Raw genomic sequence first — 17,077 nt, forward strand, 5'->3', positions numbered from 1 at the left:
TGAACTCACACTTTCAGACCTAAAATGGCTTATTTGTTCGCTTCAATCTCCATCTTACTTTTCGTATTCCACACAACAAATAATATAATAAGAATTCCTATAACCGAAACAAGTCCAATTAAAATCGAATCTGTTAAACCAAGAACTAAATAACCAATTGCCGCTATGACCGCACTAATTATTGCATATGGTAATTGCGTCATAACATGATCGATTACATTTACGCCTGCCCCAGTTGAAGACATGATTGTTGTATCGGATATCGGTGAACAATGATCTCCAAAAACTGCTCCTGCTAAAACCGCTGCTAGCACAGGTAATAATAACTCTGGATCTATCGCCATAATAATGCTTGCCCCAATTGGCAATAAAATTCCGAATGATCCCCATGACGATCCAGTCGCAAATGCCATAAATGCTGTTAATACAAATAGCAGTGCGGGAATCACGCCTACTGGAATATTATTATCCGTTACAAGATTAGCTAAAAATACACCTGTTTCTAGTGCATTGATCAAGAAGGATAAAGACCATGCAAAAATTAAAATTAATATAGCGGGAAGCATCGAACGAACACCTGTTACAATTGCTTTCCACACGTAGCTAAAGCTTGCTTCTGGATTCTTATTAAATTGACGTATATACAGTGCAATAGCTAAAATCGTCCCTATCAAACCACCGATAAATAAAGAAAATGGAACATCTGTATATTCAAAGATGACAAATATATTCAAGTCATAACCTGAAAGTTTATAGCCTGTCCAAAACATTGCTAATAGTGTTACGACTATTAATGAAACAATCGGTAATACTAAATCTACTACTTTCCCATAATTATTTTCCGGAAAATTTCCTTGCAGATCTCCTGGATTTGGTTTTGTCGTGTCGAAAAGTTCCCCAGTTTCTATAGCTCTTTTCTCATGCTTTTTCATTTCCAATAAGTCAAAGTCAGTCCATGCAATGAAAAACACAATCGCCAACGTCGCAATAACATAAAAATTCATCGGTGCCATTAACACAAATGCTTCAAGCGGTGTATAAGCTGTTACTGCATGCGTTGTAAAAATAACACCTAACTGACTAATTAGAAATGCTCCCCAACTAGAAACTGGTGACACAACACAAACAGGGGCAGAGGTAGAATCTATAAAATATGCAAGCTTTGCGCGTGAGACACGATGCGAATCAGTAATAGGTCTTGCAATTTGACCAACTGCTAACGCATTAAAATAATCATCTACAAATATAAGCATTCCTAGAAAAGCTGTTAATAATTTCGATCCTCGACGAGTTTTAATCTTTTTAATTGCCCATTTGGCAAATGCTATACTACCGCCTGATAAACTAACAAACGCTGTTATGACACCAAGAAATAATATGAAGAGCAAAATATAAATATTATAAGCATTTATCCCTTCATCCCAAAAAGAAGTTTTAAATGATTCCCATAATAATAACAACGAATCCACTGGAGCAAAATTTTCTACGAGAAGCGCCGCAGAAACAATTCCAACTCCTAGAGATAAAATAACTCGCTTCGTTATTAGCACCATAATAATAGCAAGTAACGGTGGCAATAAAGAAAATATCGTATTTTCCAAAACTTGTTCCTCCTCAAAAAATATAAAAAAGCCAACCTACACATGTATATAGGTCGGCTTCCACTATTGAATTTAAGCATAAAAATGATAATTTATCCTTGTAGCTCACCATTTATATTTTTCATATAAATGACAGTGTTATTCTTTTTTAGAATAACCCCAACTAAATATCGTTTGACGAACCATATCTAGCTTCGGCAAAACTTCCTTTCCTATACGATCATAAGCGTCATCTTCCTGTATAGTACTATTAAGCTTTGCAGCCTCTACCTATTTATATTCATTTTCTCTATTGTAACAGTTCTTTCTGTTTTCCCAGGAATTTTTATTTTTCAGGTAATGGAATCGGTACCTCTACGGATGGAGCAGAGGATCCATCTCCACCTGTGTATATATGTGGCACTTGCCCTTGCACTAATCCCATCGCAACAGGAATTTTTTGTTCTACAACACTGATCTTACTAGCAAGGGGAACTATTATTTGAACATTTACTTTAATATTAATACTTACTTCCACATACGCATTATTAATTCCAAATTCCTCTATAGTCGAGACAACGGTCGATTGCACGTTCCCAATTACATGAAATCGGATCGGAATTTTTGGTCCTAGGTTACCGATAAGGGGAATATTCGTCGCCTGCCCCATCGGCACGAAAAATACAACGCCACCTTGATCTTCCATCGTTTGCTTATCATATTCAATATCATCCAGATAAGGCAAACTTGATAAGTTCCCTTTTTCCGCTTGCTCTAGATGCGCTTGCACTAGACTATTTGTATCTGCTAACACACGATTAATAATTTCCGTATTAAATTTCGTTGTCACCATATTTGTACTACCATTATTAGAAGGTACTTCTTCAATAATATCATTTACATCTAATACGTTTGCTGTTCTTGAATTGATCGCTTTACTAATAACCATCGATGCGATTTTATTCGTTTGCACCTCCGCATAATCAAGATATGTTGGAGTCAAGCGGTTATTAACGACAAAAAATACTCCTGCAACTGATAAGATGAAAAGCGCTATTAGTATAGCTAGTTTTCGCTGAGCAGTAAAAATAGTAAAATGCTTTTTTTTACGATAGAATAGCAAAAAATCCCCCTTATTACTACTATGTAATTAGAGGGTTTTTTATGCTTGACTTAATAACTTATTCCCGTACCACTTAACCACATCACGTATTAACTCCGGCATAAAGTATTCTTTCGTGGCAAATTTAAAGGATGGAAAAAAATAACCGAATGTAAACATATCCAGTGTAGCAAGTGTATACACTTTTTTAAGTAACAAAAGTTCTCCACCTATAAAAATATCCCCTTGCTCATCTTCCTTCAGTTGCTCAAAAATAATTGCACCTAAGTATTTGCCCCTAAATCCGAGTCCTTTTACCTCCAAGTGTGGCCATTTTTCATTTTTAGATTGCTCCACAATTTCCAATAACTCTGCACCTGTCAACGTAATGACACATGGATTAATCGGATGTGGCAAACATCGATGCAAGTCGCTCGCAGTAATAGGTCCTTTTTGTAAGTCTGCCAAAAATATGCCAGCAGGAAACATCGCACAATCAGCCTTCGTAAATGCGAGCAAAGCCTTACCAAAAAATCGTGACATCTCCGAAGGACCAAACCACTCTTTGTATAAAGAAGCCTCATTATGAAGAACAGCTTCAGAAAGCTCCTCATTACCAAGCGCATCCCATTTTTTCAGTTGTACATCATTATTTTTCGGTTTTGCTAAAGTATCTATAGCAAATAACACGGCTTGCTTTGATACGATTCTTTTCGTCTCATGATCAAAATCTATCGTCACTTGCCCAACATAAGCACCATACTTACCTGCAGCAGCTTGTAAAGTGTTCCCTATCATTTTGCCTTCCTCAAAGAAATGATGCGTATGCGAACCTAAAATAAGATCGATTTCTGGTATCTTCTCTGTCATGATCTCATCCTGCGACATCCCTAAATGAGATAAACAAACAAGCACATCGACGTCTTTTTCTATTTCCTTGCAAACTTCTTTCAAACGGTCGATTGGCTGTTGAATACGCCAACCTAATTGCTCATAGTACAAACCAAAATCAGCGGTCGCAGCTACAAGTCCAATTCGTATTCCAGTCGGTGTCACATGAATTTTATAAGGAAGTACCCAAGAAGGAATATTCCCGCTTAAATCTGTAAAATTGGACACGATTACCTCGAAGTTTGCAGCTTCATACAATGTGTTTAAATCATCATGACTAAGCGTTATTCCTTCATTGTTACCAATGGTGACATAATCATATCCCGCATCATTTAGTAATTGGACGTTTCCTTTTCCAAGCGTACCTTCTGTAAACACATTAGAACGGTCAATATGATCTCCGATATCGAGTGTTAAATAGGAATCGGTTGGCCCATGACTTCTATGACGCTCCGAGAGAAACTGGTGAATAGTCGGCCAATTTTCTAAATGGCTATGTAAATCATTTGTATGATAAATATGGATTGTTTCTCTCATCTTTCATACACCTCTTCTATATAATCAAATACGCCTCGGCTTACTTATTTCATATTAGCTCCGAAGAAAACTAAAATAACCCATCGATAATAGAGCGTAATCCTAATAATAACAGTACAATTCTAAGCGCAAAAACAAGTGTATCTGAATTTAATTTTTTATTTAATCTTGCACCAATTTTTGCACCAATATAAGCTGCAGGAATAACTGGAATGGTGTAAAGCCAAGGTACATTTCCAAGTGATATATGGGTCGCCGAATTTACGATCGACGATAAAAACACCATGAACATTGATGTCCCAACTGCAACGTGCGGAGGAAATAAGAACAATAAAATCATGGCAGGTACGATAATGGAACCGCCGCCAATACCAAATAATCCAGAAGCAAATCCAACTCCAAATGTTAACAGCAGGGCAAACCAAATGGGATACCCATATACATAGGTTTCTTTTTCATCTGTAAACGTTCGTTGCTTTCCATTTTCCACAAACCACTTAACTGGTTTTAGACGATCACGCACAAGTAAAAGGGTAGATAAAACAATAAGTAAAATACCAAAATATAAATTAAAAGAAGGTAAATCCAACCCCTTATTCACCCATGCTCCAAGTATTGTCCCAGGAATACTCCCTATAAAAAAGATAAAACCACTTCTAAAATCCACCGTTTTTGTTTTCATATACGAAAGCGTGGAAGAAAGACCTGTAAAAATCATCATAACAACAGAAAGCCCAACAACACTTTGTGGCGTAATATTAGGAATTAATGCAAGTGTCGTCCCAAAAAACAACACAGCCGGAACTAAAATGACTCCTCCACCTAAACCTACTAACGCTCCAACTATACCAGAAAATAACCCGGCAACTACTAGTAATACCCACTCCATTATATCCCACCTTCAAATAAGTCTAATTGTTTCGGAGCAAGTCCTTCAAATTCAATGCCGAGCATTTTTTGAAAAGCCTTCGCATTTTTTGCAGCATGCCCTCCGGAATTATTATTAAATAACACAACTACCTCTTTTGCTTGTTTCTGTAATTGCTCTACTATGTTCTGAGTATATGCGAGCTCTTCCTTATTATAATCGTATAAATAACGTACTTCTCGCCAGTTTTCATTATTGCCTGGGTTGATCCAACCATATGTATTTCGACCATGTAATCGAACGAGTACTTTTTCAGAAGTGGCAATAGGTATTAACGGAACAGAACCTTCGCCAACTTGCGGCTCATCACACACAGTATGGTGAAGTTCATGACTTTTCAAAAAATCAAGCGTTCCTTCTTGTAATTTAGAAGAATACCAAGATTGATGACGAAATTCAATTGCTAGCTCAAATCCATTCAATTCTTCTTTCACCCTACGTATGTACTCTACATTTTCTTTGACACATATAAACCAAGGGGGAAATTGTACTAAAACCATCGAAAGTTTTCCAGCTTCTTTAAAAGGTTGAAGGGACTCCCTATAGCGCTGGAACATCTCATCCATTGATTCATAATGGGACTCTCCACGTAAATGTCCCGTTATTTCTTGATATGCCTTTACTACAAATTGAAAATTATCAGGCGTTTCTTTAATCCACTTAGAACTATTTTTAATAGATGGAATAGCATAAAAAGAGGTGTCTACTTCAACAACTGGAAAATGTGCACTATAATCTTTTAGCTTATCTTTTGCCGATGAAAAATATAAATCTGGATGATCTCCCCAGCCGGTTAACCCAATTTGAATCATTCTTTCACCTCATTATTCATATATTAGTATCATATCATTGCTTTTAGCCCAGTTACAGTGAAATGAAAAAATGATATAAATTAAGCGAACATTTCATATACCCCTATAAAAATAAATAAGTACCCAGAAATTACAGTTGAATATTTACCAATAAATGTTTTCGTCAGTAAATATACTTGTTGGATGATCGACTGGACCATAAAAACCAGAAACCAATAACACATAACACATAACAAAAGACTACCCGCAAAGTTAGCTAGACTAGGAGAAATATATACAGTAATCGCACCTCCGGTAAAAACAGCCACATAAGTAAGGAACATGGATATAAAAGCAATCATAATGTTCGAGCCAATCGCGATTTTCGTTAGTTTAGCTCCATAAGCAAGAATAATCCCCAAGTTGTCTAAATTAGCTGCTATGCCAATAAGTATAATGGTTATCCAATGCATAAAATCCTCCTCGTAAAAATCATTAAGGATATGTAAAAGATTAAAATTCGTTAAAAATCCTTCTTACATAGAGCACTTATTTGTTTCACTCAGAATTTAATCGATTATTATCATACTGGACTAGAAACAGGAATAGTATTGATAGAGTTCAAGTCTTATGGAGGAATTCTTCTACGTAAAGTAGTCTAATCATTTTTAACAAGAAAGGAGAAATACATGGTAGCATACCATCAACAATCATCGCGTAAAGTCATGGAGATGTTAGACGTGACAAATCAAGGATTAAGTGATTATGACGTCCAAATAAGACAACAAGAATACGGTTATAATAAATTGGTGGAAGGAAAAAGGACAAGCACATTCGCCGTATTCTTCGGTCAATTTAAAGATTTACTAGTCATTATATTAATGATTGCCGCTTTCATTTCATTTCTATTAGGGGAAGTAGAAAGCACCATCGTGATAATGATTGTCGTTATTTTAAACGCAATTTTAGGCACTGTACAACATGTAAAAGCAGAGCAGTCTTTGGACAACCTAAAAGCTCTAACCACCCCAATTGCAAAAGTGTTGCGGAACAATCAAATAGTCGAAATTCCTTCTGAAGATGTAGTAGTTGGAGATTTGCTTTATTTGGAGGCTGGCGACTATATAAATGCGGATGGTAGATTATTAGAAAGCTATAATCTGCATATCAATGAAAGTTCGCTAACAGGCGAATCACTTTCAGTAGAGAAAAGTGCCGCGACCATCAAAGAAGATAATGTCATTATTGCTGATAAAAAAAATATGGTTTTCACAGGAAGCTTTGTTACGAATGGACGTGGAACTGGCATCGTTACGGCAATCGGAATGGAAACTGAAATCGGGAAAATCGCCAATTTACTAGATACTGCAAAGGAAAAGAAAACTCCGCTACAAGTTAGCCTCGATCATTTTGGTGGAAATTTAGCTTTAGGGATTACAATGATTTGTTTAGCTATTTTCACGATCGATCTTTTTCGAGGACGCGAGCTCGTAGATTCGTTTATGTTTGCCGTTGCGCTTGCAGTTGCAGCCATTCCAGAAGCATTAAGTTCGATTGTCACAATCGTGCTAGCTTTTGGAACACATAAAATGGCAAAGGAAAATGCCATTATACGAAAGCTTTATGCAGTTGAAAGTTTAGGAAGTGTATCCGTTATTTGTTCTGATAAAACTGGAACATTAACGGAAAATAAAATGACTGTTCAACATGTCTACGTGGACCAAAAAGTCATCCCACATGACCAAATACAAACAAAAAATGAGATGGAGAAAAACCTTCTTTTAATGGCCTTACTATGTAATAACTCCTTTCTAACAGGACATAAAGAAATCGGGGACCCTACTGAAATTGCGCTCGTAAAATTAGGGAAGCAGTACGACCTTGATGCACTAAACATTAGAGATCACAATCCAAGAGTAGGGGAAATTCCTTTTGATTCAGATAGAAAACTAATGAGTACAATAAATCATATCGGCAAGCAAAATATTATGATAACTAAAGGCGCATTAGATGTCCTTCTACCTAAAACTTTAAAAATTGTTACTTCTAGGGGAATAGTAGATCTAACGGAAATCGATCGTAAAAAAATCGAAGATGTAAATCATAAATTTTCTATGAATGGTTTAAGAGTGCTTGCAATTACTTACAAGGAAATAAGGCAGAATAGATCAATTGGTGCAGATGACGAAAAAGATTTAATCTTTGCCGGATTAATAGCGATGATGGATCCTCCTAGAAAAGAATCAAAAGCAGCGGTTGAAAGCTGTATTAATGCAGGTATTAAACCCGTCATGATAACAGGGGATCATAAAATAACAGCAATTTCCATTGCTAAGCAAATTGGTATTTTAAAAGATCAATCCGAAGCAATAGAAGGACATGAAATTGAACAATTAACCGATAAACAGCTACAAGAAAAAGTGCAAGATATCTCCGTCTATGCCCGGGTAACACCAGAACATAAAATTCGTATCGTGAAAGCTTGGCAAGAAAAAGGAAATGTCGTTGCCATGACGGGAGATGGTGTTAATGATGGTCCCGCATTAAAACAAGCTGATATCGGTGTCGCGATGGGGATAACCGGTACCGAAGTAGCAAAAGATGCATCCTCGATGATCTTAACAGATGATAATTTTTCAACGATCGTCAAAGCGATTTCGAATGGAAGAAGCCTTTATACGAATATCAAAAATGCTATCTTGTTCTTATTGTCAGGGAATGCTGGTGCTATTTTCGTTGTTCTATATGCCACCATTTTAGGTTTACCAGTCCCCTTTGCACCCGTTCATCTACTATTTATAAACCTACTGACCGATAGTTTACCGGCAATTGCAATAGGTTTAGAACCACATAATAAAAATATAATGAAGGACAAACCTAGGGATATTCGCAAGCCATTACTAAATAAAAAGTTTACTACACAAGTAATACTAGAAGGTTTATTAATTGCTATTGCTACTATTATTGCTTTTCGAATGGGATTACAGGCTGGAGATACGCTAACTGCGACTACAATGGCATTTACAACATTATGTTTGTCTAGACTAATACATGGCTTCAACTCCCGATCGAAAGAATCGATTTTCAAAATTGGTGTATTTTCGAATAAATATACATGGCTAGCATTTTTAATAGGTATTTTGTGTTTACATTTAGTGTTGTTTGTCCCATCGCTTGCAGATATGTTTAATGTCGCAACATTAGATAGTGTTCAATTGGTATATATCTATGCATTATCCTTAATGCCATTTATAGTTAACCAGTGGTATAAATTGTTGTTTGTGAGAAGTAAATAGAATATAGTTTGCGCAGTTTAGGGATAAAGCATCGTTGTGAGTTGACTAGTGACCGCCTGCAGCGAAAATCAATGGAAATTGCTTACTTAATTAGTATCTACTCTACTCGCTAAAAACAAAACTTTATCCAATTTTTCATTTGCCTGAATCCAGTAAAATGCTTAGATCAACAAACCAATCAATGAAAGTAATCATTTCTAGTCGGAAAGCAATCAAATCAGCACGAGAGCAACCAGATTACTCGTGAAAGCAACCAATTATTAAAATAGCAGGTTTACTTAGAATGAGACAACGATGACTGCGACTCGTTTTTGTAAGCGTTGCGCAAATGCCCTATAATGTTACGCGTTTGAAGGATAATGTTGCGCATATGCACTTCAACGTTGCGAATACCGTGATATATTGCGCATTTATAAATTTACATTCTTCTCCAGCTTTAAATGTCCGATACTTTGCCATACGACGCATCATCTCTATACTGCGCTTAATACAAAAAAGGAGACGAACTAATGAAGTTCGCCTCCTTTTACTATTGTTTAGCAATGATTAACCGATTGAACCTTCCATTTCGAACTTGATTAGACGGTTCATCTCTACCGCATATTCCATTGGAAGTTCTTTTGTGAATGGCTCGATGAAGCCCATTACGATCATTTCTGTTGCTTCTTCTTCACTTAATCCACGACTCATCAAGTAGAATAATTGTTCTTCTGATACTTTAGAAACTTTCGCTTCATGCTCAAGAGAAATATTATCATTCAATATTTCATTGTATGGAATTGTATCCGAAGTAGACTGGTTATCCATGATTAATGTATCACATTCGATGTTCGCACGGGCACCTGTTGCTTTACGTCCAAAGTGTACGATACCACGGTATGTTACTTTACCACCTTGTTTTGAAATAGATTTCGAAACAATGGTAGATGACGTATTTGGTGCTAAGTGCATCATTTTCGCACCAGCATCTTGGTGTTGACCTTTACCAGCAATCGCGATTGAAAGTGTCATACCACGTGCACCTTCACCTTTTAAGATACATGCTGGGTATTTCATTGTTAATTTTGAACCGATGTTCCCATCAATCCATTCCATTGTTCCGTTTTCTTCAACAATCGTACGTTTTGTAACTAGGTTATAAACGTTGTTCGCCCAGTTTTGAATTGTTGTATAACGGCAATAAGCATCTTTTTTAACAATAATTTCAACTACAGCAGAGTGAAGTGAGTTTGTAGTATAAACAGGTGCAGTACATCCTTCTACGTAATGTACAGAAGCACCCTCATCTACAATGATTAGTGTACGTTCGAATTGACCCATGTTTTCAGAGTTAATACGGAAGTACGCTTGTAGTGGTGTATCTACTTTTATGCCTGGTGGTACATAGATAAATGATCCACCTGACCATACAGCTGAGTTAAGTGCTGAGAATTTGTTATCTGTTGAAGGAATAACAGTACCCCAGTATTTTTTGAAAATATCTTCATTTTCACGAAGTGCAGAGTCAGTATCTTTAAATACAATACCCATATCTTCTAGTTCTTGTTTCATGTTATGGTAAACAACTTCTGATTCATACTGTGCAGAAACACCAGCAAGGTATTTTTGTTCTGCTTCAGGGATACCTAGTTTATCAAATGTTGCTTTGATTTCTTCAGGTACTTCATCCCATGATTTTTGTGTAGCTTCAGATGGTTTTACATAATACGTAATTTCTTCGAAGTCAAGTGGGGCTAAATCTCCACCCCATTGAGGCATCGGTTTAGAATAGAAAATTTCTAATGCTTTTAAACGATAATCTAACATCCATTGTGGTTCATTTTTCATACGTGAAATTTCTTCAACGATATCTTTCGTTAACCCACGTTTTGAACGGAAAATGGATACGTCTTTATCGTGGAAACCATATTTATAATCGCCAATCTCAGGCATTTTTTTAGCCATCGTAATTCCTCCGTTCTAATTTTGTTGTTGTTCTTCCGAAACGCCTTTTTCCATCGCTTTCCACGCAAGTGTCGCACACTTAATACGTGCAGGAAATTTTGCAACACCATTTAATGCTTCAATATCCCCGAGGTCAATGGAATCATCGTATTCTTTCCCAAGCATCATATCAGAAAAGATATGTGATAATTGAAGTGCTTCATCAATTTTCTTTCCTTTTACTGCTTGTGTCATCATCGATGCAGATGACATGGAAATAGAACAACCTTCCCCGTCAAACTTTGCATTTTGAACGACACCATCTTCCACTTGAAGTGTTAGATGAATACGGTCACCGCATGTCGGGTTATTCATATCAATTGTCAATGCGCCATCCTCTATACTTCCTTTATTACGAGGATTTTTATAGTGATCCATTATTACTTGTCGATATAATTGATCTAAATTATTAGAAGGCATCGTTAAAATACTCCTTTGTAGTGCGCAATCCAGCAACTAAACGGTCAATATCTTCTTCTGTATTATAAAGATAAAAACTTGCTCTTGCAGTAGCCGTACATTGTAACCATTTCATCAATGGTTGTGCACAATGATGACCTGCACGAACAGCAATACCGCTCATATCAAGTACGGTTGCAACATCATGTGGATGCACATCATCTAAGTTGAATGTTACAATTCCAGCTCGCTTAGACGGATCGTTTGGTCCATAAATAGTCAAGCCTTCAATTGTTAGCATTTTATCCATTGCGTAAGTAGCAAGTTCATGCTCATGTTTTTCTATTTCATCTAATCCAATCTCTTCTAGGAAATCAATTGCAGCTGCAAGACCAATTGCACCCGCTATGATTGGTGTGCCACCTTCAAATTTCCAAGGAAGCTCTTTCCACGTAGATTCATACAATCCTACAAAGTCGATCATTTCTCCACCGAATTCAATTGGCTCCATTTTTTCTAGCAATGCTTGTTTTCCGTAAAGTACACCAATACCAGTAGGACCACACATTTTATGACCAGAAAAAGCAAGGAAATCACAATCTAAGTTTTGAACATCTAACTTTAAGTGCGGTGCAGCTTGAGCTCCATCCACAACCATAATAGCTCCATGTTCATGTGCAATTTGTGTAATTTCTTTAATCGGGTTCATCGTACCAAGTACGTTGGAAACATAGACTATCGATACGATTTTTGTTTTATCCGTAATTGTTGCACTGACTTTTTCCAATGAAAGTGTCCCGTCTGCTTCTAAGTCGATATATTTCAGTGTAGCTCCAGTTTCTTTCGCAAGTTGTTGCCAAGGAATGATATTCGAATGGTGTTCCATATGCGTAATAACAATTTCATCGCCTTCTTTTACATTTGCACGACCATAGCTTTGTGCAACTGTATTAATAGAAGTCGTTGTACCACGAGTGAAAATAATTTCTTGTGTAGATTTAGCATTCATGAATTTACGAACTTTTTCACGTGCTCCTTCATAGCTTTCAGTCGCACGGTTACCAAGTGTATGAACACCACGGTGAACATTTGAATTTTCGAACTCATAATACTTTTTAATCGCTTCAATAACTTGTACTGGCTTTTGAGAAGTGGCCCCACTGTCCAAATAAACGAGTGGATGACCATTAATCTCTTGATTTAATATGGGAAAATAGCTTCGAATCTCTTTACTGAGCATTAGCGAACTTTCCTTTCAATAACCTCCGTCAGCTGTTTCTTCACGCCTTCGATTGGCAATTCATTCACTACAGGGGCAAGGAATCCGTGGATTACTAAACGCTCTGCTTCTTGTTGTGAAATACCGCGGCTCATTAGATAGTACAACTGAAGTGGATCTACTCGGCCAACAGAAGCTGCGTGACCTGCTGTTACATCATCTTCATCGATTAAAAGAATTGGGTTTGCATCCCCACGAGCTTTTTCACTTAACATAAGGACACGGGAAGTTTGTTCTGCATTCGATTTTGTTGCACCGAATTCAATTTTCCCGATACCATTGAAAATAGAAGAAGCTTCATCTTTCATCACACCGTGTTTCAAGATTTGGCCTTCTGTATGTTTACCCCAGTGAATAACTTTTGTTGTAAAGTTTTGCTTTTGTTTCCCGCGACCTACAACAACCATTTTCACGTGGCCTTCTGAGTTATCTCCAACTAAATGAGTTACATTTTCAGAAATTGTATTGCTGTCGTTCATCATCCCTAGTGCCCATTCAAGCACTGCATCACGACCAGTTACCCCGCGACGGTTTACATAAGTTGTAAATCCTTCTGCTAATACATCTACAGTACCAAATGTTACTTTCGCATTATCTTTTACAATAACTTCTGAAATAATATTCGCTTGGCCAGTTGTTTTTTCTACTGTAGATAAGTAATTTTCTACATATGTTACAGCACTGTTATCATCCGCAACAAGTAATGTGTGGTTGAATAGAGATGCTGAATCATTATCATGTAAATAAATAACTTGAATTGGCTCTTCTACTACAACATTTTTCGGTACGTATACAAATACTCCACCATTTAAAAGTGCTGCATGAAGTGCAGTGAGTTTATGTTCATTTACTTTTACACCATCAGTCATAAAGTATTTTTGAACAAGATCACTATGCTCACGAAGGGCTGTGTAAATATCCGTAAAAATGACACCTTTTGCTTGTAAATCTTCTGATAATGATACAAAAGCAGGTGTATTATTATGCTGAATATAGATGTTTTTTTGTTCTTCTGCATGCACAAGTACTTTTACTTCTTCTGGAAGTTCATCTAATGAAGAAAAGGCATTGCTTTCTACAGTATGTGTAGGAAATTCAGTGAAATTCCAATTTGTAATTTTTGTTTTATCTGGTGTTGGCATTGGAAGTGTCTCAAGTTCACCGAATGCTTTTAGACGAAGATCCGTCATCCAGCTTGGTTCTTGGTTACCTTCTGAAAAGGAGCGGATATCTTGCTCGGTTAATGCCAATTTTGTTTCAACCGTCATGCGTATTCGTCCCCTTTCTTATGCTTCTTGTCCAACTGTCTCGTCTTCAATTCCTAATTCTTCTTTAATCCAGTCATAACCTTGTGCTTCTAATTTATGCGCAAGCTCAGGACCACCTGATTTTACTACGCGACCTTGCATCATTACGTGTACATAATCCGGAGTGATGTAGTTAAGTAAACGTTGGTAGTGAGTGATTACAAGACTTCCGAAGCCTTCCCCACGCATTTCATTGATCCCTTTAGAAACAACTTTAAGTGCATCGATATCTAGACCAGAGTCAATTTCATCTAAGATAGCGAATTTTGGTTGTAACATCATTAATTGAAGAATTTCATTACGTTTTTTCTCTCCACCTGAGAATCCTTCATTTAAATAACGTTGTGCCATATCAAGGTCCATTTCTAAAAATTCCATCTTGCTATCTAATTCGCGGATGAATTTCATTAATGAGATTTCTTCACCTTCTGGGCGACGAGAGTTAATAGCTGAACGTAAGAAGTCTGCGTTAGTAACTCCAGTAATTTCACTTGGATATTGCATTGCTAAAAATAGACCTGCTTGTGCGCGCTCGTCTACTTCCATTGCTAATACATCTTCTCCGTCTAATTCAACTGAACCAGAAGTTACTTCATATTTAGGATGACCCATAATAGCAGATGCTAAAGTAGATTTACCAGTACCATTTGGACCCATAACTGCGTGAATTTCATTTGTGTTAATAGTTAAGTTAACACCTTTAAGTATCTCTTTACCGTCTATTGCAACGTGTAAATCCTTAATCACTAAAGTTGACATTGAATAACCTCCATTAAGTAACTATGAATGTTTAACCATTCTAATTTATTATCATTCTAATCTTAACCCAAACTGAAGTCTTAGGCAAATCTTTTGAAACAGTTTCTTATTTAATATATAAAACATAGAAAAATCTTGATATTTATGTCTTTTCTCTTAAACTTTTTTTGAAATTGGAATAAGTTGATATTTTCAATACGACCGTCTAATTGAGAATTGATTTCACTATGTTGGTAGTGTTAAATCAATTACGCCTTGGCATAATCGTGTACAGATTTTGAAGTATTTGCTGAGTCAAGTAAAAAAAATCCACGAAGAACATGTCTTCATGGATTTAATCTTATTAGCCTCTAAATGATTGCGCATCAATTCTAGCAACAACTTGTATACTTTTCTCGTAATCTCGCTGTCTTCTTTTTTCAACTTTCATTCGCAAAGCTTGGCTGTTCCGTAATTCGTCGTATCCGAATCCGTGTACCCCTCTGAATGCGTGGTCCATTTGTTCCGTGTAAGGTAATCCCTCTGAATTGATAATGAATCATTCCTTTCGATATTTTACACCTACACTATGTTACATACCCACGTACATTCATATTAAACATTTATTTTCTTTGTTGAATCTATTAATGATAATAGAAGTGCTCTATCGCCTTTTACGTTTGTTGCAGTACCAAAACTATCTTGCACTCTAATGGGGCAATCATTAACCCTTTCATTGCACCGTTAAAGCCCCAGCTTGCATTACGATTATTTGGATTACTGTTTGAGAGAGGAAAAGGAACTTTAGGAATGACCAATTATAAACTATGCTTTATTTTATATATTGTCGATTTATTATTCCCAGTTTTAATTAGATTTGAGTTGGCTAAGATCCTTTTTGCTTCGTGTCTATTGCTTAAAAGGAGAAAATCTCTACATTCTTTATTTGTAATAGAATCTTTGCATAATAGAAAGTAGGAGGTAATAGTGTTTTTATATGCAGAGGAATCATTTTTTCTACATGATGGGCAGTACCATGTTCGGTTTCTTTTTTGCATTCCTAGATATCCACATCTATTACATTCAACACCTCGAATGATATCTTCTGATTGGATAGAAAAATGTTTGGAAAGTGGAAAATAAGCAAATGGGGTATTTTTCTGTAGAAGAATATCTTTTATTTTTTCCATATCTTCTTCAGTCAGTGTGGGTTTAAGTTTTTGAAATTTTCGAAGGAACGGGCTCACTTCGTTTCTATAAAGAATTTCTGCCTTATCAGAAGTAATTTTTACGAAGCTCTTTCGTGATGCAAAAACAACTGCTCCGTATATCGGTATCGGGATGTTTTGATCATTGAAAAACTGCAAGAGTTGATACTTATATTCATTTAATTGGGCTGCTGGACAAGGGTATTTATTTATCTCCCCTGATTCTTTGTGTTGTATGATCTGTGATGGATTCCCAGTGAATTCTAATATCCCCGAAAAATTTTTCACTTCCAAAATAATAGCGCCAAAAGGAGTGATTAGTAAAATATCCAACTCAAATGCATTCTCTGCAAACAGAAGTAATTTATGAAAAACATAGTATTTAAAAGGCAATTTCATTTTCTCGAGTTCTCGAAAAACCATCTCCTCCCCGATATCACCCGCTCTAGTAGTACCAATTTGATTTGATATTTTTGAATAAATTGGATGATCTACAGAAAGTCGCTTCAGAAGCATTTCCATCGCTTCCAAATGAATAGATTTAGAATACGCTTTTACAATCAATTTTCCACCACCTCAAAAATCAGAATAGCATGAACAGAAAAATAATACTAATAATTTCTGAGAATTGAACGTGATATTCTTTCCGATGTGCGAATAGGTGGTTTTTTCAAGAAAATAAGTTTCACTCAGGGGCACAGTGAAGTATTACCGGTGGATGCGCTTTGTTTTTAGGAGCGGATAACCTTTCTTTACGAGCGGATGCGCATCTCTTAGGAGCGGATAATCTTTCTTTAGGAGCGCATGGGCATCTCTTAGGAGCGATACGAAATTCTGCGAGCGGATGCGCTTCGTTTAGGAGCGGATAATCTTTCTTTACGAGCGCATGGGCATCTTTTAGGAGCGATACGAAATTCTGCGGGCGGATGCGCTTCGTTTAGGAGCGGATAATCTTTCTTTACGAGCGCATGGGCATCTTTTAGGAGCGATACGAAATTCTGCGAGCGGATGCGCTTTGTTTAGGAGCGGATAACCTTT

General features: G+C 36.6%; 14 protein-coding genes and 1 riboswitch. Of the genes, 1 reads left to right on the forward strand and 13 read right to left on the reverse strand.

The window, feature by feature from the left end; all coding sequences use genetic code 11:
* Positions 1-29: 29 nt before the first annotated feature.
* From BMZ04_RS10875 to BMZ04_RS10900, 6 genes are all read right to left on the reverse strand, one after another.
* Positions 30-1,601 (reverse strand): Na+/H+ antiporter NhaC family protein, encoded by a 1,572-nt coding sequence (locus tag BMZ04_RS10875; RefSeq protein WP_093269779.1) that lies wholly within the window; start codon positions 1,599-1,601, stop codon positions 30-32.
* Positions 1,602-1,694: 93 nt separating this feature from the next.
* Positions 1,695-1,878, reverse strand: a riboswitch (Lysine riboswitch).
* A 48-nt stretch (positions 1,879-1,926) separates the two neighbouring features.
* Positions 1,927-2,703 carry a sporulation protein YunB gene (yunB, locus tag BMZ04_RS10880; RefSeq protein ID WP_093269784.1) on the reverse strand — a complete coding sequence of 259 codons (777 nt, stop codon included), beginning with the start codon at positions 2,701-2,703 and terminating at the stop codon, positions 1,927-1,929.
* Between the two features lie 39 nt (positions 2,704-2,742).
* Complete coding sequence (locus BMZ04_RS10885) at positions 2,743-4,110, reverse strand: bifunctional metallophosphatase/5'-nucleotidase (protein WP_093269787.1); 1,368 nt, start codon at positions 4,108-4,110, stop codon at positions 2,743-2,745.
* A 70-nt stretch (positions 4,111-4,180) separates the two neighbouring features.
* Complete coding sequence (locus BMZ04_RS10890; RefSeq protein WP_093269790.1) at positions 4,181-4,999, reverse strand: sulfite exporter TauE/SafE family protein; 819 nt, start codon at positions 4,997-4,999, stop codon at positions 4,181-4,183.
* Entirely contained in the window at positions 4,999-5,850 is an 852-nt protein-coding gene (locus tag BMZ04_RS10895) for a DUF72 domain-containing protein (RefSeq protein ID WP_093269793.1), read from the reverse strand. Before BMZ04_RS10895 ends, BMZ04_RS10890 begins: the two co-directional genes overlap by 1 nt.
* An 80-nt stretch (positions 5,851-5,930) precedes the next feature.
* Positions 5,931-6,302 (reverse strand): MntP/YtaF family protein, encoded by a 372-nt coding sequence (locus BMZ04_RS10900; protein WP_093269797.1) that lies wholly within the window; start codon positions 6,300-6,302, stop codon positions 5,931-5,933.
* Between the two features lie 216 nt (positions 6,303-6,518).
* Here BMZ04_RS10900 and BMZ04_RS10905 point away from each other — a divergent pair, with 216 nt between their 5' ends.
* Positions 6,519-9,125, forward strand: a complete 2,607-nt coding sequence (locus BMZ04_RS10905; protein WP_093269802.1) for a cation-translocating P-type ATPase — start codon at positions 6,519-6,521, stop codon at positions 9,123-9,125.
* A gap of 546 nt (positions 9,126-9,671) precedes the next feature.
* Here BMZ04_RS10905 and sufB read toward each other — a convergent pair.
* The 7 genes from sufB to BMZ04_RS10935 form a co-directional block, all read right to left on the reverse strand.
* Positions 9,672-11,069: a Fe-S cluster assembly protein SufB gene (gene sufB / locus BMZ04_RS10910; RefSeq protein ID WP_093269808.1), complete on the reverse strand. Its 1,398-nt coding sequence runs from the start codon at positions 11,067-11,069 to the stop codon at positions 9,672-9,674.
* Between the two features lie 15 nt (positions 11,070-11,084).
* Positions 11,085-11,528 carry a Fe-S cluster assembly sulfur transfer protein SufU gene (gene sufU, locus BMZ04_RS10915; protein WP_093269812.1) on the reverse strand — a complete coding sequence of 148 codons (444 nt, stop codon included), beginning with the start codon at positions 11,526-11,528 and terminating at the stop codon, positions 11,085-11,087.
* On the reverse strand, positions 11,518-12,747 hold the full coding sequence (locus BMZ04_RS10920; protein ID WP_093269815.1) for a cysteine desulfurase: 1,230 nt from the start codon (positions 12,745-12,747) through the stop codon (positions 11,518-11,520). The genes sufU and BMZ04_RS10920 overlap by 11 nt, the downstream gene beginning before the upstream one ends.
* On the reverse strand, positions 12,747-14,054 hold the full coding sequence (gene sufD, locus BMZ04_RS10925) for a Fe-S cluster assembly protein SufD (protein WP_093269820.1): 1,308 nt from the start codon (positions 14,052-14,054) through the stop codon (positions 12,747-12,749). Before sufD ends, BMZ04_RS10920 begins: the two co-directional genes overlap by 1 nt.
* 18 nt (positions 14,055-14,072) lie before the next feature.
* Positions 14,073-14,852 carry a Fe-S cluster assembly ATPase SufC gene (gene sufC / locus BMZ04_RS10930; protein ID WP_093269824.1) on the reverse strand — a complete coding sequence of 260 codons (780 nt, stop codon included), beginning with the start codon at positions 14,850-14,852 and terminating at the stop codon, positions 14,073-14,075.
* Positions 14,853-15,195: 343 nt separating this feature from the next.
* On the reverse strand, positions 15,196-15,351 hold the full coding sequence (locus tag BMZ04_RS22380; RefSeq protein ID WP_177184412.1) for a hypothetical protein: 156 nt from the start codon (positions 15,349-15,351) through the stop codon (positions 15,196-15,198).
* A 298-nt stretch (positions 15,352-15,649) separates the two neighbouring features.
* Entirely contained in the window at positions 15,650-16,603 is a 954-nt protein-coding gene (locus tag BMZ04_RS10935; protein WP_093269827.1) for a nuclease-related domain-containing protein, read from the reverse strand.
* Between the last annotated feature and the right edge of the window lie 474 nt (positions 16,604-17,077).

Source organism: Psychrobacillus sp. OK032 (assembly GCF_900111345.1).
Lineage (GTDB): Bacteria > Bacillota > Bacilli > Bacillales_A > Planococcaceae > Psychrobacillus.